Here is a 21,028-nt window from a genome sequence, read left to right on the forward strand (position 1 = left end):
AATATTCGAGTTCATCTGAAGGTCTTCTGCGTGACTGAAATGATCAGCGCGATCGCCGCCACGCCGATCACGACCCAGAAATATTCCATGCTGGCGACCAGGGTCGATTGCTGCTGCAGCATTTGTGCGTGCATCGCCACCGAGATCTGATTCGCAGTGGTGGAGCCCACTTCGGATGACAGTGCTTGCGCCAGCTGTTGAGTCTGCTCCACATAGAGAGGGTCGCTGGCGCTGAAGTGCACGTTGAGGTTGTTGTATTGCAGGGTCGTGCGCCATTGCAGAAACAGTGTGGCGGCCGTGGTGCCAATCGCCATGGCGATCTGTCCCATCATGTTTTTGATCTGATAGGCATGCGCGAAGAGCTTCTCTTCTTGCATCACGTCCCGAAAGGTCTGCATGGCGGCAGTCGACATGACCAACATCACAAAGCATCCATTGAGAATCAATGCCGGCAGAATGTTCGACCACATATTGGCGCTGGGCGTCAGCGAGGATAGCAGCCAGCCAAAGCCACCCAGCGCGATGAATCCCAGAATGAAGAACTTCTTCGGGGCAGGGTACTTTGGAAGGAGAGTGGCCATGATGACCCAGGTGGCCAGGGTGCCGGTCAGTCCGATGGCCTGGAATGTACCGATGGTGTCCCAGGAGTAGCCCAGTCCCGTTTGCAGGAAGTACGGCAAGATGTAGTTATTGGCGCCCAGTACAACGTAGGCGTAGCAAAACAGCGCCACACCCTGGAGGTAACGAGGCTGCATCAAGTCTCTGACTTTCAGGAAAGGCGTGGCCTTGTTGTGTTCGGCGTGGAAGAAGGTGTACATCCCCAGTGCTGCCAAGAGTGCGCAACCGACGATGATGAAGGTGTCGTTATAAAAGTCGTAGTAGGACCGCTGCAAAATGTAGAGCAGAAAGAAACTGCTGACCGACAACAAGAGAATGCTTGCCAGGCTCGAGGGGGTTCGGTCCTCCTCGGGGATAGGGCTCGTCGGCAGAAAACGCACGCAAAGTGCTGCTGCAACCAGGGCGCCGCCGATCAGTATCCAGAAGATGGCGTGCCAGGTATTTTCAGCCACCACCCACGACGAGATAAAAGGCGCCGCAGCCGTCCCGCCAGCGAGCCCGGTGGCAAATACTTTGATTCCCGTGAACCGGCCCGGGCCTGGGGGAATCAGGTTGATCATGAGGCGTGCCGACGTCATGAACGAGGCCCCACCCAGGGCCATGATGACTCGGCCTACGGTGAAACTGGTCAAATCAGCACTCACACCACACACCAAAGCGCCCAGCACGAAAACACTGATTGAGCCGAGCATGAAATTGCGCCAGCCCAGGCGCTCCGTCAGCCAATGCTGTTTCGAAATCACCACCACTGCGATACAGGCATACAGGGCGGCCACCAGGCTGAATTCTTCAGGGCTGGCCTCGATTTCGCCGCGAATCGGTGCATTGGCAAAAGCGATCATGCCCGCCTGTAAATATTCCAGCGCACAAAGCAAGCCCACAGTGAACAACAAGGCAGCGTGTTTTCTGTACATGATCCGCCCCGTCAAAGCTTCAGGTTTTTGGGGGCATGGTCACTGCCCTCATTGGCACTGATCACGCGTTCCACAACGTCATTGGCATCCTTAAGTTCGTTCTTGAAAATCTCGGTGCTGTAAACCGGTTGCTGTGCACCGGTCTTGTTCAGGACGGGGCCATTGCGATCGGAGGTATCGACTGAAACCCGCATGGATAAACCGAGGCGCAAGGGGTTTTGTGCTATTTCCTGCGGCCGCAAGGCGATCCTTACCGGCACCCGTTGAGTCACCTTGATCCAGTTGCCCGTAGCGTTCTGGGCCGGCATCAAGGAGAAAGCGCTGCCGGTACCGGCATCCAGGCCGATGATGGTCCCGTGGAAGATGACGCTGCGGCTGTAGGCATCCGCACGCAGTTCAACGGGTTGGCCAATACGCAGATCTTCAATCTGCGATTCCTTGAAATTGGCATTGACCCAGACTTGATCAACCGGCACCACCGACATCAGTGCGACGCCCGGACTGATTTTTTGTCCGACCTGCACACTGCGTTTGGTGATCACGCCGGCAACCGGTGAATAGATCTGGGTGCGATGCAAGGCGATGTAGGCATCACGCAGGTTGCTTGCCGCGACCAGCACATCCGGGTGAGTGCGAAGCGTGGTGTCGTCGACCATCGCGCGCCGAATGGAGAGCGCGTGTTGGGTGCCATCAAGCCCTGCTATTGCGTTTTTGAGTACGTCGGCGGTGTGGCTGATCTCTTCACGAGAAACGGCACCACTGTCGGCGAGTTGGTTGCGCCGACGCAAATCATCCCGAGCCTTGCGCACGTCGTTTCGACGCTGCTCGACTTCGGCCAGGAGTTGCTGGACCTGGTAGTACTCAGTGCGTGCCAGGCGTACTGCGCGAGCGAGGTTCGACTGGGCGCGCTCGTACTGAATTTCGGCGTCCACGGCGTTCAATGTGACCAACGGCGCGTTGCTATCGACATGATCGGTGTTGTCGCCGTTGATTGCCGTTACGGTACCGCTGACTTGGGAGGTCACCTGAACAACGTTGCCGTCGACATAGGCATCGTCGGTGGATTCGCTATCCAGTTTCAGCAGGTAGGCAACGCACAAGGCAACGACCATAAGGACGATGGCCACGATCAGCAGCAATGTGGGGCGGTGCGACGTTTGCTGTTGAGTGGTAGCGGCTGGGGAGGGCGTAGTTGTCGTCATAGCGTCATTTACCTGCCTGGGGAGGCGCGTTTTTCGGTCAACATTGAGTTAACGAGGTTGCAGCTTTCCGAACGCACCGCGCTGGTAGCCATCAATGGCTTCGGTCAGCGCAAGCTGAGAGGCGAGCGCCAGCGGTCCTTGCCAATACACGGGTTGATTCAACGGGACGCCAGAAAACAGCACAGCCTTGGCGTTGCCCTTGGGGGCGCTCAACCTGACTGCGCGATCGTCATGCAGCGGCAGATTCACCGGCAGCGTGAGCTCGATGAGATTGAAGGGGAGGTCGTCGACCCACACTTCGCCGTCAATCGGCATCACGAACGCCACATGACCTTCGGGGATCGGGATGCTGACTTCAGCGCCGTCCTCGAGCGAGATGTCCAGCACGGTCACTTCGGTGGGCACGGACAAGGGCGACGACACCTCGGCGAAACTGCCCAGTGGCACGCGCACCTTGACCCCTGGCAACCGCACCACAGGCACATCCTGCGCTTCGAGACTGAGCGCAAACGGAGCATCTGCTTGGCGCTCCTGCGGCAGGTTGATGAAAATCTGCAGCATGTGCACCGTCTTGCCCGGCTCGGCCGGCACCTCCTCGTGCACCACGCCTTTACCCGCCGCCGTCCAGTGCAGCCCACCGGGTTTAATCAGGTTGCGATTACCCAGCGCGTCGCGGTTATCAATTCCGGTCTCGGAATCAAGAAACAGATAGGACACAGCCGAGAAACCGGCATGTGGGTGCGGTGGAAACGTTGGCCCGCTGATCCAGGCATGATCGACCGCGAGGAACGGGTCGATAGGCTTGGCGAACTGATTTCCTCGTAGGCTGAAAGCGCGGAACTGACTGCCGTGATTCATGCGCTGCAAACGTGCGACGGTTGTCATGGCAATCTCCTCAGGCGCTCTGTGCCGGGCTCATGGCCGGGTAATCGATATACCCTTGCGCGCCCGGTGCGTAGAACGTGTTCTTGTCTGGAGCATTAAGCTCGGCGCCTGTACGAAAGCGCTCAGGCAGATCGGGGTTGGCAAGGAAGGCACTACCAAACACGACAGCATCGGCCCGACCCTCGGCGATCAGGGTTTCGGCGGAGCGCTGATCGAGTCCGCCACCGATCAGGTAGCTGCCGTCGAACAGTGGACGCAGCAACGCGTGGTAGTCGACGCTGGCGCCAAACAGGGCAACGTGCAGATAAGCCAGGTTCAGCCCGTGCAACTGTTCGACCAGCCAGGTGTAGGTTTCTTGCGGATTGGCATCGACGATGTCGTTGAAATTCATCTCAGGAGAGATCTTGAGACCCACCCGGTCACCACCGATTTCTGTCGAGATGGCAGCCAGTACGTCCAGTACAAAACGAACACGGTTTTCAACCGATCCACCGTACTCGTCCGTGCGCTGATTACTGCCCGTGGAGAGAAACTGTTCCGGCAGATACCCCGACGCGGCGTGCACCTCGACACCGTCGAAACCGGCCTCGATGGCCAGGCGCGCCGCTTGGCGATAGCCCTCGATGACCGCGGCAATCTCGACCACGCTCAGTGCATGGGGGGTGACGAAATCCTCAAGGCCCGTGGCGGTCCAGGTCTGGCCGGCGGGTTTGATCGCGGAGGGTGCCTGTGGCTGGGCGCCATTGGGCAACAACGAAGGATGGGAAATGCGTCCGCAGTGCATCAACTGCATGAAGATCCGTCCGCCGCGAGCATGCACGGCGTCGGTGACTTGCTTCCAGGCGGCGACCTGCTCGGCGGTTTCGATGCCTGGGGTGCGGACATAGCCCTTGCCCATCGCAACGGGGAACACGCCTTCACTGATGATCAGGCCGGCGCTGGCACGCTGTGCGTAGTAAGTCGCAACCAGTTCGCTTGGCACGCCGGCATCGTCGGAACGCGAACGAGTCATAGGGGCCATGACCACACGATTGGAGAGGGTGTGGCGACTGACCTGGACTTGAGAAAAGAGAGAATTCATTGTGGGGCTCTTCAGTAGTGATGGAGCCATCATTGATCAATCCTGATGCGGGATAAACTGGGTAAAATTGAAATGACTGATCCACTGATGGGGCAATGTCTCTAACGGATTCCGCGAATACCTTAAGATGGAGTTCAACCTTCAGGATTGGAGGATGAAGCAAGAAAATAGGAGGAGGGCGGGTTGGGATAGGTAGCCTTGCTGAATGCATGGCAGCTGCAAAGCGCGATCAAACACTGCTTGAAAAATCAATTGTTGACTCTTTTGTAGCGAAATTGCACTTCACATGACCACCCGTTTGCCCACCGATTGCATCGGATTTGACCAGCACGCTTCGTAACCATGATTGGCAAAGAATTGCCCATTGTCGCCGGTGGCGGCGACAGGCAGAAAGCGGCCGATACTGTTGAAAAAGTCGGTTTGCCCAAACTGACTGATCATTGACCGGTGAAAACGTCCTTTTTGCTCGCCGCGAAATCTGAGTCCGGAAGCCTCTGCCAAAAGCATAGATTTCGATCTCGGACGCGTACTTTTCTGATGATCAAACTATGGCCGACTTTTTCAACAAAATCGGCCGATAGCTGTCGGTCGCGAGTTCGTTCGAGATCTGTACTGAGGTTGAAGTCAGCTGGTCGATCAATATCATTCGCTCGTAAGGGAGTCGTTAAAGAAATCATCTTTAGCAATCAGACCGAAATCATCGCCGACAATAGCCGTATCCGCGCGTCCGTCATCGCTGAGCAGACTCTGAGTACGCCGTTCCTGCTTGAGATTAGCAACAGCCTGAAAGAAGCAGTCTTCACACAAGTGCAGCTCGTAGCGCTCGCCATCATGTTTCGTGCCATACCCCCAGTGTGCCTGTAGCGTGGCGAATTGAAGCCCGCCACTTTTCACCCGGGTGGAGAGCTGGCAGACGTCGCACATTACATCCATGACGGATTCGATTTCGACCTTACCGGTAATTTTCATCACTACCTCCCAACCAGCCGTTCCAAATGAAGAATCAGCATACAGGTGCAGTCGACTGGCAGTGTGACAACGCAGCTAGTGGCTGAGTCGTTGCTAAAAGCTGCATGACTGGGTAATTGCACAGACTTGCCCACCCATTTGCATTCGACCTGACAGTCATTTGCATCGGATTTGACCATCACGCTTCGTGACCATGACCGGCAGAGAACGGCCGATTCTGTTGAAAATGTCAGCCATGGTTTCTACGGCAGAAAAGTACGCGCTTGAGATTGAAATCTTTACTTTGAGCAGAGGATTCCGGGCTCCGATTTCGCGTAGCGGAGCTCAAAAAAGGCGATTTCAGCGGTCGGTATACAGGCAGTCTGGAAGGACCGACTTTTTCAACAGAATCGGCCAAAAACAGCCATTCCGTTGTGTCTACGAAACAGGGGCGATTCAGTTTCCCGAAAATACGGAAACCGTTTTTTTAAAAAGTTAGTAATCTAGTTTTCAACTTTTTAGTTCGGAGTTCTTCACTGGACGCGTCAAGATCGAGGCTGTCACGAATGTCGCATGCGACGTTTGCCGACACTCCATCCGCTTGGACAATGGCGGATTAGAATTCGCCGCTCAGCATACGCTCTGGGGCTTTGGCACTAAGGGCGAGGGCGATGTGAATGCAAGACCTATGGCTTTTTAGATCCTGCCATGGGGCCGATCGGCTCCATTTTTCTACCTTTCTCAATGGCAGATTTCATAAACCTGCGTTGGTTATTTGACACAGTACCTCCCAAGCACTTCGCTTGCGCCTCGAAAGCAAGTGACAAAGATTTATCCGATTCTGTTTTCATTATTATTTAGCCGTCAATCATTGAACTGAAAACCGGTTCGACAAGATCCCTCGAGAGCAGCTCTCTATACTCCTCAATTCTCCCAGCCAGGATCATGTCATCAACCGTAGGAAAATGACGTAACAAGTGCTTTGCATCAGATCGCACTCGATCGGGCAGCGTTTTGTCGTGAGAAATTTCAATTAAAAACTTACGCGTCTGCAGAACCGCACGAGAACGCTCACTGGGCATTGTCATAAATTGGCACACACAGGACGAGTCACACAGACAGTCTCTCTCCAAAGCAGCACGCTGTCCATCTGCAGCGAAGCTGCAAGATAGGAGTATTTTTCTTGTGACTGAGATACGTGAACTAATTATTCATTAATAGGACAGGGTCTCGAATTCACATCTTTACTTCGCAAAAAAACACAGATTTAGTTCGGAGCGCTACAGGTTGATGAGTACCGCGAAGAAGAAATATAAAATCATCGAATATTTAAAAAATCATCAAAAATAGTGGGTTACGAAGAGTTTAGAGATTCAACTTCAATATTTTTTAATAATTTTATTAATGAGTTTTCAGATGCTGAATCACTCAGAGTCCGAAAAAATGTAAATTCGGGCAGGCTATTATCGCCAGACGCCTGATAGTTACGCTCTATAAATTCACGCGCATTCATCCTATATCCCATAGACGACCCCAGAGCTCGTGTCGATAACGCACTCGCGCACTAGGACACTTCATTGCTACGAGCGGCCTGAAATAGGACAAAAGCGCATTCCAACTATAGTGGGATTTTAGCGATGGAATACAAATATCCGAACAAATTGCTTCGCCCAAAAAACAATGGGTGAAAAGCTGATACCGGCGCGAATAGCTTTCTGAAATTCAAATATAAGGTGGTCCTTACCCCTCGAGCGATCAGCGACGGTTAACAGCACAGTGGGAGGTCAACGTCCACTGCGCTTATGGCTCTGATCCTCTGGGATTGTCATGCCATCTGAAAAGTGAGAGGGGGAAGAGTATGAATACGCTCACTATTCCGTTTTCGATTCGGGTCTGGGATTACCGGCCGGGTAATTTGCGGACCTGCTGTCGACTGTGGTCACTACGCATGATTGGTTGGGCACACTCTACTGAGAAGCTCTTACTCCCTACTCCATGATTTCGTTGTAGTGCCCGGGGGACTTGAAAGATAGTGAAGGAGTGCTATCCTGCCTTTTATGGACTATCCGGGTGGCCCCAGCATAAGGAATTGAGAGAAGGATCAGCAGCCCACGACCCATCTGGGGAGTGGCTATGCCTAAAAAAAGCAAAACCTCATATTTTACAAAGCGCGGTAAGTATTTCGGCAATCTATGGGCAACCTATAGCTATAAAACCGGAAAAATTCTGCTACTTGGAAGCGATCGCCAACTAGCACACTGGCTTCTACATCTAGAATTCAACCCATCTGTAATTGACTTTGGTCTCCGCCCTGATTCCGATAATGAACACGAAAGTGGAGTTCCCGAATGTATGGCCTACCACTTCATTGTTAGACCAGTGCTTGGGCCTGTCGAACTTCATTTCCTACGCGTAAGCGGTGTTTCCGCTGACCTCACTGAAAAGGTTAGTGCGGCAGAAAAATTTAGATATCGATATTTAGAATTCAATGATGACTATTGGCTTCCTAATAAATCGAAAGTTCTCCCACTTCTAAAAGTTTCCAGTTTTTTGAGCGGAAACCGTGACTTATATATCCCAGTTGGTTTATACGAAGATGCAAAACGGCATGTGTTGACTATGCGTCAAGGAAATTTGCGCGGATACATGTCAGCCGTAAGCTCATATGATAGTAAACTCTGCTTATTGGTGTTTTGTCAAATGCATGCCAAAGGACTGATGCATGTTGATTTTGAAACCACCTTTTTTTCCTTAGATACTTGGTGGTGGGTTGATGAAGAATAATATGACCAAGGTCCGTAGGGACAACATAGGCTTCGTTCGGGTTGACTCAGCGTTGCTTAGTGCTGGCGATAGATCTGTATTTCTTCGCAGGAAACAAGCTATCGAGCTAAAGCTTGAGGGATGCGTGGGCAGGGAAATAAACAGGATTACCAACATTCCCGAAAGTGAGCTTACGCGACTATTTAAGCGTTACGCACAAATTAATGAAAACGGAATTTTTTGCGGAGAAGCGGCATTAATTCCTCATGCTCGCATCAATCCATACCAGAGGCGCAAAGCATTAGCCGCAAAAGGTAGCGAACAGCAGGGTGGTTTAACGGGCGCTCTCAGTTATACGTTGAGCAAACATCCAAAAATCGTTGACAAGTTTTTAGAAGATGTGTTGCGCCTAGATCATAAATATGGGCATGGACGGCCATATGAAAAAAGGCAGCTATGCAATTTATTCTACGATATATGTAAAGGCGAGGGGGTAACAAATAATGATTGGCCATTTAACCAGCCACGGGGCGCACGTAGGACGATTACTAAATATATAGGCGATCTTTTGCAAAGTAATTTTCAACAAGCTGCCCTGGCCACCGGCGGTGTAACTTCGCTTATACATAGCAAGGTGGGCACCGGTGAGATGCCGCTGATCGAAAATTTTGATGTGTATGATTTGATTGAAATCGACTCGTATTATGTCGATGCTTTTTTTGTTCTTAATATCAGTGGGGACAGACGGATAAAAACGAAAGACGTGATCAGTCGAATTTGGCTAATCGCAGCTATTTGTAGATCAAGTAATGCGATTCTCGCAATAAAATTTGTTTTTTCAAGTCAGATCAGATCTCAGGATTTGGTTGACCTCATTTGTGAAGCTTACGCCGGAACCTGGTCTCCTCGTCTGCATCTGACAGTACGAGATCTTAAGTATAGCGAGGCCTCCGGGATGCCAAGTTACTCCGTTCCATGGCTCAAATACCATACTTGGGGAGGTGTCTGCCTAGACAATGCAATGCAGCATCATGCAGACAAGGTTTACGAACTGGCACTCTACGACTTGGGTTTTTCATTAAACTTTGGCCCTTTGGGTCAGCCTGCAAGGCGCCCAAATGTAGAACGTCTTTTTAAACGCATTGCAAGCAAGGTTATGCATCAGATTGATTCAACAACGGGTAGCAATCCACAAGATGGTCGTGCCGAAGCTCCAGAAAAGGCTGCCGTCCATTACCAAATAGATGTAGATGAGGCGATTGAGGTGATGGATGTCTATACGGCAAACTACAATGGCGTGCCCCAAGGTGGAAAAAACAAAGCCAATAGCCCTCTCGAGATACTTCGTCAATATTGTTTGGTCTATAGCGCTGTAATACCATCTTCATCGGCGATTTATCTTAACGCTCTATCTTTGGGCAGTATGACAAAGATAGCCACGGTCACAGGCAGCATTGAAAAAGGCATCAGGCCTCGCATCAAGTTAGATCAGGCTATATATACAAGCCCGGACTTAGCCAGCGCTGCCCACTTGATTGGTCAGAAGTTAATTGTTCGCATACAACCTAACGATTACCGATATGTAGAAGCGTATTTAGCTAATGGAATCTATTTCTCAACCCTTACGGTCGAAGCAGCTTGGCGTCAAACCCCACACAGCGTTACCACGAGAAAACTTGTAAATCGAGCTTTATCAAAGCGAGAATTCGAGATTGCTGAAGGCCAGGCTCCTGTGCTGGCGTGGCAAAAACATTTAAGGGGAAACTCCAGCCCCAGCAATAATCGTGAACTGAAACGCATGCTTAACGAATCAACTGTAGAAGACCCGCAGAGATTACCAAGGGACAGTGAATCCGATGATTCCCCAAGCCCCAAAACTGATGCGAATTCCGAACGTTGGAAAAAACTCGGTTTGTTTGATTGAGGATTAACAGCATGGACTTTGAACATCCTATCTTAAGTAAAGAATATCGCTTGATGACACCTACTTTGATGGCTGTAGTTCAAAATGCTTGCTTTAAGGTGATGATGCGCAAAACGGGAATTGTTTTTACTGGTGAGCCTCGCATAGGGAAAACTAGATGCTGCGAAGCACTTATGGACGAAATACCCAAACGTTTTAGGCATGTGTATGCGTTTATGATGCCTGCGTCAAACAAAGATAAAGATGTACACCGAGCATCAATAATTCATCAATTGATTGATCTGGAGGAAATAAAATTACCTCCCAGGACTCCTTTCATACAAAGACAGGCGATACTGGTTGAAAGACTAAAGTTGCGGGCGGCTTCCGCAAATGCAAATCAAATAGTGATGCTCATTGATGAATTGCAACGATTGTCTTCCGCGGACTTTCAGCAGCTAGCCGACATATACAACAAGTTAAGGGGCTATCGTATCACGCTAACTGTTATTTCGTTTGCAATGCCGTCAATAGAAGGGAAAATAATTGAATTCCTTCAAAACGATGACAGGCACATCATAGGAAGGTTTTTGAGTGAGGTAAAACCACTTTATGGAGTAACCAACAAAATGAGCTTGGCGACCATATTATCCCTTTATGATACGGACCAACCATTTCCTGACATATCGTCCGATAGCTTTACTAAAGATGTATTGCCGATCGCGTATGCCAATGGATTCAGACTGGAAGACTTGTCTGATGATATATGGCGAGAAATGTCAAAGTTGGCAGTCGGCAAGTATGTGGGGAATTTACCGATGGAGCACGTTACGCAAACTGTTGCATATCTGTTTTTAATACTAAGTCACCAAGATAATGCCAGGTTAACAGTGCCTGCGGATTTGATTCATGAAGCCATAGCAGAAAGTAATTTTAAAGAATTTTGCCGTAGCATCACAACAGGTGATAAATAATGAACTGGTATTACCCAGCTGGCGGTCCACTCCCGTACGAGTCTATGTTTTCTGTTTTAATTAAGTTTTCACATGCTAATTTCGTGGAATTTCCTAAGCTAAGTAAAATTGCAAACAACCTTAACCTTAATCTGAATTCTCGCTTTATCAATAACTGGTACCGGCTCAAGAAGGCCACGGAGCTCGAACTTTTAGTTCCTGAATTCAACAATCATCTTCCCTTTGATTTTGCACCTCCAGAGGGCTTGCGAAAACTGACGCAAGAATTTGCATTTTGCCCGGACTGTATAAAATTTGGATATCATTCTGTTTTTAATATTATAAAAACTCATGATTTTTGCGTCTTGCATAAATGTCGCCTGTCTGTGGCCTGTTGTGCTTGTACTGAAATTTACTTTTATGGTTTTCGCTTTCTTGAACCCATTCCGAGACTGCTAACTCATTGTGATAAGTGCGGCTTTGAGGATATAGGGTTGTTCAAGGAAATTAACATGCGCCGAAATCGAAATCTTATTAAGGCATTACGCTCTGCTGGGGAGCAGCAAGCGGCTTGGTATTCTAAAATTCAATATTTTGATCAGGTGCGTGCGCCTTATTATTCAGATTATTACAGCTCCGCGATTTCGCGAAAAAAATTGACCGGACCGTTTGAGCGCGCCTCCGGGATACGAAGCCCCGAAAGATGCGCGAATCTACTGGATGATAATCAACAGATATTATGGGTGTTTCATTCGGGGTTCAATCCTGATCGTGACTCGTTTGACAACAGCGTTATTAGGTCGCATTCTTTAGAAAGTAGCTTGGAACTCATTGAGTACCGTTATCTCAGCAAGCATCGGGAATGCCTAAAGCGTGCGAATGAATTGACTGGTTTTCCTAATGGTTGTTTTAGACAAGTAAAATTATGCTCTGTGGCGTTGGCTTACATCCTGCTTCGCATAAAAATTGCTTATAGAGATTGGCCGGTCGCAGGTAGCGTCTGCGCACTCGATTCAGGTTTTGAGTGGGCAGGATCCGTAATAAGTCCCTTCGGTCGTGGCAATCATCACCGAGAATTAAACATCCTTTTTTTGTCCATTCTTGGGCGGCTACAGTTTCAAGTTTACCAGCAAGCAAATTTTCTCATATTAATTCGTCCAACAAGGGAGTTTTCAGCGGATAATCATTTTCCTGTTTATATAAGGAAGTCTAGTTATGCGTTTCGAAATGTGTGCACATCTGCGAACGCTAGTCTTGAGGTTTATCGCCATGAGTCCGGAGGGCCAATTTTTGTAAATTTCCCCAAAAGTAATATTGAACCTCACTGTCTGCCGAGGGCGCAGATGATTGTCTAACTTTAGAAAATTTCTTATTTTTCCCGCAGCTAAATTGGTCCGGCGGCTAAGCGTCGCTTCTTAGGAAATAAGTGCCAGCAAGACACTGTCCGGTTTTGCCAAGCTGATACCGATCTGTATCCAGATGCGTCAGATGCCCCCCCAAAACCTTTATCTCCTCACACGTAGAAGCCAACCTGATCATGAGAGTGCGTTGCATATGCTTACCCTGATTGAGAGTTGGCTATCTAGCCTCGCTGCTCAGGGTTATCATCATCACTGGGCGGATTCGAGCGAGTTAAAAGTTCGGTCGCTTTGCTTGCTAGAAGTGATCCAGCCTGGAAATACCCCATCAGCGTGGCGACGCTGCGGTGTTCGGTCATGGCCATGACTTCGCCGAGCGGCACCCCCTGGCGTCCGGCCTCAGTGACAAAGCCGGATCTTAAACTGTGTGCGGCCCAGCCACCCTCCAAGCCAGCCAATTTTGCCCGGCGCTTAACGATGCGCGCCACTTGATCCCCCGACAATCCTGTGGCCCCGACTTTGCCGCCTTTATACAGCCGGCGAAACAGTGGGCCGGTGTCGGCGGGAGCCACCGCCAACCAGGCGGTTAGGGCCTGGGCTGCGGGGCCGCGCAGGGGTTTCTCACGGCGCACGCCGCCGGTCTTTGTCTTGGTCGCGCCTAAAGCATACAGCCAAGTGGTGGCATCCAATCTGCGCACATCACTTACTTGCAAGCCGACTACTTCCGAACGCCGCCGGCCGCCGCCACTCAAGGCCAGCAGCAGGGCGCGATCGCGCACCCCGCGCACCCCGTCTGTGCAAGTAGCCAGCAGCGCCTGCAATGGCTCGAGCACGATCGCGGTTTTTCTTGCGCACCATCACGCCCTGGCGCGACTGCGCTTTACGTGCCTCGCGCAGCAAGGTCTTCAGCGCCGCCGCGTCGGTCGGACTGTCCCACTCATTGATCCGGTGCCATTTGCCCAGTACGGCCAGCCGATGGTTGACCGTGTTGAACGTCAATGGTCCCAGCTTGGCTTTGGTCCGCGCGGTGACGAGTGCCGCGTCTATCGACGGTGGCAGCAGGTGTGCCCAACTGCCGTCGGCCAATGGCCGGGCCAAGTGATCGAGGACGAACTGCACCGCCACGGTAGCGGGGAGCGGCGCATCGCCCAGCGGCAGACCGTAACGCAACTGCAGCCACGCCGACCAGTAGGCGAGGGCGCTGCAGTAACTGCGCACCGTATTGGCCGCGGTTCCGGCAGCGATGAACGCCGCCGCGGCTTCTTGCGTGTTGAGCGCCAGGACATGCGGGTCGAGGGGCGTTGCGTCGACCAGCGCTAACTGATCGGTGTTATTGAGTAGGTTCATCGGACTGAAATTTCAGCAGTCGGAAAATAACGGCGGATAACATTCCATTATCAGACCCAATTAAGGGAGCAGCAGGGCATAGCCCTCGGGGGGCCCGGAAACCAACGTCTTTGCAGCCGCCGATGCCGTGTTGACCCGTGGCGAGCGACCGACGGCCGAGCGCGTGCGTCTGGAGCTGGGTCGCGGTAGACCAGCGCGCGTCGACGGCTTTCTGGGTCAATGGTGGGCGCGCTTGGTCGAACGCCTCGTCTGCCAGCGTTGCCGGCCGAGGTCTTGCAGAGGCTGGCAGCAGGTGATCAACCTAGCGCAGGGAGTCACCGAAGAGGCCCTGGCCGAGCAGCGTCAGGAGCTGGCGACCGAGCACGTCCGGAGTCGCCGCGGCCGAGGATCAGGCGCGCTAGGACGCAGCACAGGCTCGCCAGCACGTCGCGGTGGTGCAGGCCGGCGCTGTGTCGTTTGGCATCAATGGAAGCAGTCAACGAGGGCGCGTAACCTCATGCGTTTGGGGCTGGACGAAGCCTGCGCCTTGAAGTCAGCGAGCAATGGGTTGGGGACGTGGTGGAACTCGGGAGCGCCACATATGAATCAGGCACTACCAAAGAAGCTGTGGGATCAACTCGGACTGGTCTCGATACTGGATACGATAAACCGGCTTAGCGGTGTAACCTGAACCGCCGTATACGGAACCGTACGTACGGCGGTGTGAGAGGACGGCGGATGTAAGTCCGCCTTCTACTCAACCCTCGATCTACGTCCTCGACTTTTTGAACGCCAGCCGGAATTTATGCAGCAGCGGCTCGGTATAGCCATTGGGTTGTGCACAACCTTCGAATACCAGTGCGCAGGCCGCTTGAAATGCAACTGACTGCACGTAGTCCAGTGCCAAGCTCCAGAGATAGTCAAAGCAATGCCTTCATCAGTCGCGACAAAATGGCTTATATCGAAGACTGAAATGGAACATATCGACTAAAGGACGCGTCATTTATGGAAACTCTCTTTTCTCAAATCAGCGATCGTCTGCACAATCGCCGATTTACGGTAGCGAACAACACCCACGGGCTATCCGGTGCAGGCACAGTATTTCACTATCATGTCGAGGAAAATGCTATTTCGGGCTCTTACCAAGGCGGCCGAATTCGCATGGGGAATCAAGTCGGGCGCGCGACAGGCCCCGATACCATTGAGCTTCTTTATCAGTGCTTAACTACGGATGGCGAGATTCTTGCCGGCTGGTCTCGTGGCACGGTAGGCGTTGATCACGCTGGACGTACCACTCTGACCTTCGTATGGGGTTGGTTGTCGGGCGCGACTGGAGGAGGGGAGTCTAGCTACGTCGAGCTTGCCGCATAGCGGCTAAGGATTATTAGATTACAGATCGAAGAACTTGCGCCTCATGACTTCAGCATCCTGCTGATGCTGGCACTAAGGCTTGCGCTGATATCTGATTCGTCCACTCAAAAAACACCCGATAAAAAAAACCGATACCTGCTTAAAGATTTCCCAGAGGCGGGGTGCCCCCCCGCAGCCTTAGAGTTATACCCAACGCTCGACTGTCGAGCGGCCTCTTGGCCTGCATCCATTCCCAAGCCGGTCGGAACTAATACAAAAATAAGAAGGTAAGAATATGAGTAACGAAACGGTCGATATCAAAGCGTGGATCGACAACCGGCCGGTTGCCCGATACCAGTGGCTGATCATGGGCCTGTGTTTTTTCATTGTGCTGTTCGATGGCTTTGACGTCGCAGTCATGGGGTTTATCGCCCCTTCGCTGATTCAGGAGTGGGGGCTTTCCAAAGCTGCCTTTGGTCCGGTGATGAGTGCTGGCATGGTCGGTCTGGCCATCGGTGCCTTGACGGCGGGTCCTTATGCTGACCGTTTGGGCCGCAAGAAGGTGTTGCTGATGGCCGTGACGGGTTTTAGCGTATTGAGCCTGGCGTGTGCGTTCGCCCGTAACCCTTACGAATTGGCGGCATTGCGCTTGCTGACCGGCATTGCGCTGGGAGCCGCATTGCCCAACACCACTACGCTGCTGTCCGAATACCTGCCTGAGCGTAATCGCTCGTTGTTCATCACCCTCATGTTCACCGGTTTCAACATGGGCTCGGGATTGGGCGGTTTTCTGGCCGCGTGGCTGATTCCCAATCATGGCTGGCAGTCGGTGTTGCTCGCTGGTGGGATCCTGCCGTTGTTGCTGCTGCCTTTCATGTGGCTGTTGTTGCCCGAATCGGCACGCTTTCTGGCGGCTCACAATGCGCCAGCCAGCCAGATCGCCAAGGTGCTGAACAAACTGGGCGGGACCTTTACGGCTGCCACAAAATTCATCATGACCGAGCCCCAGGCTCAGCAAAAAGCACCGCTGCGCATGTTGTTCACCGAACGCTACCGCTTCGGCACCCTCGCACTCTGGTTGACCTACTTTATGGGCCTGCTGGTGATCTACCTGACCATGGGCTGGATGCCGACGCTGCTGCGCGAAGGTGGCCTGTCCATCGAACGGGCGGCGACCATCACTGGTCTGTTCCAGATCGGCGGCACGGTCGGGGCGATCGTGGTCGGCTGGGCCATGGATCGACGTAATCCCAACGCCGTCATCGCCACTTCTTATGCGCTGGGCGGCGCCTTCATCCTGCTGCTCGGTGCCTTCAGTCTGGAGTCGAGCCTGCTGGCGTTCGGCGTGGTGGCGGCGGGCTTCTGCATGAGCGGCGCGCAGACCGGTCTCAACGCCTTTGCTCCCGGCTACTACCCGACCGATTTCCGCGCCACAGGGGTCAGCTGGATGCTGGGCATCGGTCGTTTCGGGGCTATCTTTGGTTCTCTCATCGGTGGCGCGGTGCTCAGCCTCGGGCTGGGCCTGCCGTTGCTGTTCGCCATGTTGAGCGTGCCGGCCTTCATCGCTGCGCTGGCGATCCTGGCCAATGGTCATGCGCGGCGTCGTGTGAACCAGGCCTTGCTGACGCAATAATCTACTTCGAACAAAGGAACTAGTCATGGCACGCATCATCGGTGGCCTCGCTGTATCCCACACACCCACTATCGGCTTCGCCGTCGATCACGATAAACAGAACGAGGCTGCCTGGGCGCCGATTTTCGAAGGCTTCGAACCGATCAAGGTCTGGTTGAAAGAGCAACAGCCCGATGTGCTGTTCTACATTTTCAACGACCATGTGACGTCGTTTTTCTTCGACCACTACGGCGCGTTCTCCCTCGGGGTCGATGAGCGTTACGAAGTCGCTGACGAAGGCGGCAATCCCCGCGAGCTACCGGGCATTGGTGGCCACGCGGCACTGTCGCGGCACATCGGCGAAAGCCTGATGGCCGATGAATTCGACATGAGTTTCTTTCGTGACAAACCGCTGGACCACGGCTTCTTCTCGCCGATGTCGGCGCTGTTGCCTTGCGAGCCACAGTGGCCGGTGGAAATCGTGCCGCTTCAGGTTGGCGTGCTGCAGTTCCCGGTGCCCAGCGCGTTGCGTTGCTACAAGTTGGGACTGGCGCTACGCCGGGCGATCGAAAGCTACCCCGAGGATCTGAAGGTAGCCATTGTCGCCACTGGTGGTGTGTCCCATCAGGTGCATGGCGAGCGCTGCGGCTTCAATAACCCGCAGTGGGATCAGCAGTTCATCGATCTGCTGGTCAACGACCCGGTGCGCCTGACCGAAATGACCTTGGCCGAATATGCGACCCTGGGCGGGCTGGAGGGCTCGGAAGTGATCACCTGGCTGATCATGCGCGGCGCGTTGTCGGCCGCGGTGAAAAACCTGCATCAGGATTACTACTTGCCGTCGATGACCGGCATTGCAACCTTGCTATTGGAGAACCAGGATCGGCCGGTTCCTGCCGAGCTCAACGCACGGCACTTGCAGCACATGCAGCATCAGTTGGCCGGAATCGAGAAACTCGAGGGCACGTATCCGTTCACGCTGGAGCGCAGCGCCAAGGGTTATCGCCTCAACAAGTTTCTGCACCGCATGATCGAACCCGAGTGGCGTCAGCGCTTTCTCGATGCGCCCGAGACGCTGTTCGATGAAGGCGGACTGAGTGAAGAGGAACGCGATCTGCTGCGACGTCGCGATTGGCGCGGGTTGATTCACTACGGCGCGATCTTCTTCGTCCTGGAAAAGCTCGCCGCCGTCCTGGGGATTCCCAATCTGCAGGTCTACGCCGCGATGCGCGGGCAAAGCCTGGAGGAATTCATGAAAACCCGGAACCAGCAGGTGTTGTACTCGGTGGTGGGCAAAGCGCCGCGCTAACGCCTCGACAGTCTTCGGCGGCTCGTCGCGGGCCGCCATCGCAATACCTTTGATTGACCTCACTGAGCCCGGTACTTCTGGGGGCAGCGGATTTCTTTACCCAAAAAACGGATAACAATAACAATGAAAATCACCGCCAACCCCCGCGTCGTCTTCACGCTGGCCATCGCTTCCGTGCTACCTCTGGAGGCCCCGGCCGTCGGTTTCGTCGAAGATGCCAGCGCCAACCTCAATCTTCGCAACTTCTACATAAACCGCAATTTCACCAACCCGGCCTACCCACAGGGCAGGGCGGAGGAGTGGACGCAGAGTTTCATTCTCGACGCCAGGTCCGGTTTCACTCAGGGGCCGGTCGGCTTCGGGGTGGATGCCTTGGGGCTTTACTCGGTCAAGCTCGATGGCGGTAAAGGCACTGGCGGGACTCAGTTGTTGCCGATCGATGGCGATGGACGTCCTGCTGATGACTTCGGCCGTCTGGCGGTCGCCGGAAAAATGAAAGTGGGGAAAACCGAACTGAAGGTCGGTGAGTGGATGCCGGTGCTGCCGATCCTGCGTTCCGACGACGGTCGTTCGCTGCCGCAAACCTTCCGCGGCGGGCAAATCACCTCGAAGGATATCGACGGCCTGACCCTGTATGGCGGCCAGTTCCGCCAGAACAGTCCACGCAACGATGCGAGCATGGAAGACATGTTCATGCAGGGCAAAACGGCGTTCACCTCCGACCGTTTCAACTTTGTCGGCGGCGAATACAGCTTCAACGAAAAACGCACGATGATCGGCGCGTGGAACGCGCAACTGAAAGACATTTACCAGCAGAAATACCTGCAACTGGTTCACAGCCAGCCGCTGGGCGCCTGGACCCTGGGCGCGAATCTCGGTTACTTCTGGGGCCGCGAAGACGGCAGCGCCCGCGCCGGCGATCTGGACAACCGCACGTTATCGGCATTGCTCTCAGCCCGTTACGGCGGCAACACCTTTTACGTCGGTCTGCAAAAACTCAGCGGTGATGATGCGTGGATGCGGGTCAATGGCACCAGCGGCGGCACACTGGCCAATGACAGCTACAACAACAGCTATGACAACGCTCGGGAAAAATCCTGGCAGCTGCGGCATGACTACAACTTCGCCGCCCTCGGTGTGCCTGGCCTGATCCTGATGAACCGCTACATCAGCGGTGACAACGTACATACGGCCACGGTTAGCGACGGCGAGGAGTGGGGGCGTGAATCCGAGCTAGCTTACACGGTGCAGAGCGGGAGTTTCAAGAACCTCAACATGCGCCTGCGCAACTCCAGCATTCGCCGGGATTACAGCAGCAACGAGTTTGATGAAAATCGCCTGATCGTCAGCTATCCGATCAGCTTGTTCTAACGCCATCGCGAACAGGCTTGCTCCCACATTTGATCGTCGCCGTTCACGAAATCCGTATGCGCTGGACATCCATTGTAGGAGCGAACTTGCTCGCGATAGCCATTTCCCGGTTACATCACAATTTGCTGACTGACCTAAGCGGATTGCTCGCGGATCACCCGACGGATCATGTCCATCAGCGCTTGAGCGACCGGCGAATGTAGGCAGCCGTTGCGGTAGGTCAGGCCGATGGCTCGAGTGGTCTGCTTTAATTCCAGCGGCAGGATGCACAATTCGCCGGAAGCAATTTCCTGCTCCAACTGATGGGCGGATACTGCTGCGAGCATGTCCGAGCGCAACAGCAGCCCGCGAATGACCGCCATGTCGCCACTTTCCACCACGGGTCGAGGCGTTGCGATACCGAACCCGGTAAAGCACTCGTCGAGCATCTGACGGGCCGGCGAGCCCGCGCGGGGCAGCACCCATCGGGCACGGCCGAGTTCATCCAGCAGGTCGGTCTTAGCACAAAGCGGATGATCACGTCGCGCCAGGACCACCATTTCTTCCGTAAGCAGCGCCTCGCCGACGAGGTCGCTGGCATACGCTGCCGAGCGCAAAGCGCCGAAAATGAAATCCACATCGCCCGCGCGCAGTTCGGTGGCCAGCAGGTCGAACGGGCTCTCGTTGGTGATGACCTGAATGCCCGGATGCTCGTCCATCAGCCGCACGATGGCTTCGGGCAAGATGCGTGTGCGGCCCAGGGGCAGGGCGCCGACATGCACCACGCCTTGCAAGGCACCCCGGATGGCAGTGATGTCGGTTTCGATATACCGCAGCTCGTTTAGCGCGCGGCGGATCGGGAACAGGATTTCATGGCTGGCACGGGTCGGCTGCAATCCGCGGGGCGTGCGCTCGAAGAGTGTTTGACCGCAACCACTTTCCAGCACTTTGAGGGTCGAGCTGATGGCAGGCTGGCTCAGGCCCAAGAGGCTGGCCACGGTCTGCATGTGGTGTGTTTCGCAGAGTTTGACGAACACTTGCAGGCGCCTGACCTGGAACAGATAGAGTGGCTCGACCACCTGTTTTTCCCCTGAACCCAATAGCTTCGGCACGGTTTCCAGTTCTGTCAGTACGCGCCGAGCCCGGGGCAATAAGCGTTCGCCAAAGTCGGTCAATCGCATACCGTTGGCGTGCCGCTCGAACAGCGGCACATTCAGCCGGGCCTCCAGTTCGGAAATCGCCCGGGTCACCACCGATTGAGCCCGATACAAGGCCACAGACGCCTTGGAAACGCTCCCATGATCGGCCACCCGGACGAAGGCCCGCACATGCATCAGGCTGGGAAGTTCACTGGATTCCATGGGGCTCAGGCTCTGCAGGTTGGCGGTTCAGCCGGACTATGCCTCTGGGCTAATGGAGTGGCAATAAAAAAAACGCATACCTCGAACACTCGAAC

Annotated in this window: 16 protein-coding genes and 3 pseudogenes; 10 read left to right on the forward strand and 9 right to left on the reverse strand. The window is 53.7% G+C overall.

Translation table 11 applies throughout. The features are described 5' to 3' along the window. Positions 1-11: 11 nt before the first annotated feature. From ACZ9IM_RS11905 to ACZ9IM_RS11935, 7 genes are all read right to left on the reverse strand, one after another. Positions 12-1,532 (reverse strand): MFS transporter, encoded by a 1,521-nt coding sequence (locus ACZ9IM_RS11905; RefSeq protein WP_476223977.1) that lies wholly within the window; start codon positions 1,530-1,532, stop codon positions 12-14. 11 nt (positions 1,533-1,543) lie between these two features. Continuing rightward, positions 1,544-2,734, reverse strand: coding sequence for an EmrA/EmrK family multidrug efflux transporter periplasmic adaptor subunit (locus tag ACZ9IM_RS11910; protein WP_476223978.1), 1,191 nt, complete (start codon positions 2,732-2,734; stop codon positions 1,544-1,546). A gap of 48 nt (positions 2,735-2,782) precedes the next feature. Continuing rightward, entirely contained in the window at positions 2,783-3,619 is an 837-nt protein-coding gene (locus ACZ9IM_RS11915; RefSeq protein ID WP_476223979.1) for a pirin family protein, read from the reverse strand. 10 nt (positions 3,620-3,629) lie between these two features. Beyond that, positions 3,630-4,700 (reverse strand): alkene reductase, encoded by a 1,071-nt coding sequence (locus ACZ9IM_RS11920; protein WP_476223980.1) that lies wholly within the window; start codon positions 4,698-4,700, stop codon positions 3,630-3,632. Positions 4,701-4,982: 282 nt separating this feature from the next. Further along, positions 4,983-5,207 carry a hypothetical protein gene (locus ACZ9IM_RS11925; RefSeq protein WP_476223981.1) on the reverse strand — a complete coding sequence of 75 codons (225 nt, stop codon included), beginning with the start codon at positions 5,205-5,207 and terminating at the stop codon, positions 4,983-4,985. A gap of 135 nt (positions 5,208-5,342) precedes the next feature. Then, positions 5,343-5,669, reverse strand: a complete 327-nt coding sequence (locus ACZ9IM_RS11930; RefSeq protein WP_476223982.1) for a hypothetical protein — start codon at positions 5,667-5,669, stop codon at positions 5,343-5,345. 836 nt (positions 5,670-6,505) lie between these two features. Continuing rightward, a complete protein-coding gene (locus tag ACZ9IM_RS11935; RefSeq protein ID WP_476223983.1) occupies positions 6,506-6,736 on the reverse strand; it encodes a BPSL0761 family protein in 231 nt (76 codons plus the stop codon). Positions 6,737-7,781: 1,045 nt separating this feature from the next. On the opposite strand from ACZ9IM_RS11935, the gene ACZ9IM_RS11940 reads away from it, so the two are divergent. From ACZ9IM_RS11940 to ACZ9IM_RS11955, 4 genes are read left to right on the forward strand one after another with little or no spacing between them, the layout of a single operon-like run. Further along, a complete protein-coding gene (locus ACZ9IM_RS11940) occupies positions 7,782-8,432 on the forward strand; it encodes a hypothetical protein (protein WP_476223984.1) in 651 nt (216 codons plus the stop codon). A gap of 1 nt (position 8,433) precedes the next feature. Continuing rightward, the gene (locus tag ACZ9IM_RS11945) at positions 8,434-10,335 is read left to right on the forward strand and encodes a Mu transposase C-terminal domain-containing protein (protein WP_476223985.1); all 1,902 of its coding nucleotides are present in this window, start codon (positions 8,434-8,436) and stop codon (positions 10,333-10,335) included. 11 nt (positions 10,336-10,346) lie between these two features. Further along, complete coding sequence (locus ACZ9IM_RS11950) at positions 10,347-11,288, forward strand: ATP-binding protein (RefSeq protein WP_476223986.1); 942 nt, start codon at positions 10,347-10,349, stop codon at positions 11,286-11,288. After that, entirely contained in the window at positions 11,288-12,622 is a 1,335-nt protein-coding gene (locus ACZ9IM_RS11955; RefSeq protein ID WP_476223987.1) for a hypothetical protein, read from the forward strand. Before ACZ9IM_RS11950 ends, ACZ9IM_RS11955 begins: the two co-directional genes overlap by 1 nt. Positions 12,623-12,849: 227 nt before the next feature. On the opposite strand, the pseudogene ACZ9IM_RS11960 reads toward ACZ9IM_RS11955, so the two are convergent. Next, positions 12,850-13,972: pseudogene (locus ACZ9IM_RS11960) on the reverse strand (site-specific integrase). A gap of 127 nt (positions 13,973-14,099) precedes the next feature. On the opposite strand from ACZ9IM_RS11960, the pseudogene ACZ9IM_RS11965 reads away from it, so the two are divergent. The 6 genes and pseudogenes from ACZ9IM_RS11965 to ACZ9IM_RS11990 form a co-directional block, all read left to right on the forward strand. Next, positions 14,100-14,276: pseudogene (locus tag ACZ9IM_RS11965) on the forward strand (DNA-binding protein); the annotation flags it as partial. Positions 14,277-14,417: 141 nt separating this feature from the next. Continuing rightward, positions 14,418-14,642: pseudogene (locus ACZ9IM_RS11970) on the forward strand (group II intron reverse transcriptase/maturase); the annotation flags it as partial. Between the two features lie 314 nt (positions 14,643-14,956). Then, a complete protein-coding gene (locus ACZ9IM_RS11975) occupies positions 14,957-15,322 on the forward strand; it encodes an avidin-fold protein (protein ID WP_476223988.1) in 366 nt (121 codons plus the stop codon). Between the two features lie 274 nt (positions 15,323-15,596). Continuing rightward, on the forward strand, positions 15,597-16,934 hold the full coding sequence (locus ACZ9IM_RS11980) for an MFS transporter (protein ID WP_476223989.1): 1,338 nt from the start codon (positions 15,597-15,599) through the stop codon (positions 16,932-16,934). A gap of 25 nt (positions 16,935-16,959) precedes the next feature. Then, the gene (locus tag ACZ9IM_RS11985; protein WP_476223990.1) at positions 16,960-18,222 is read left to right on the forward strand and encodes a gallate dioxygenase; all 1,263 of its coding nucleotides are present in this window, start codon (positions 16,960-16,962) and stop codon (positions 18,220-18,222) included. 123 nt (positions 18,223-18,345) lie between these two features. Further along, positions 18,346-19,593 carry an OprD family porin gene (locus ACZ9IM_RS11990; RefSeq protein WP_476223991.1) on the forward strand — a complete coding sequence of 416 codons (1,248 nt, stop codon included), beginning with the start codon at positions 18,346-18,348 and terminating at the stop codon, positions 19,591-19,593. A gap of 134 nt (positions 19,594-19,727) precedes the next feature. On the opposite strand, the gene ACZ9IM_RS11995 is transcribed toward ACZ9IM_RS11990, so the two are convergent. Further along, complete coding sequence (locus ACZ9IM_RS11995; protein ID WP_476223992.1) at positions 19,728-20,933, reverse strand: LysR family transcriptional regulator; 1,206 nt, start codon at positions 20,931-20,933, stop codon at positions 19,728-19,730. Positions 20,934-21,028: the final 95 nt, after the last annotated feature.

Source organism: Pseudomonas sp. TE12508 (genome assembly GCF_056279485.1).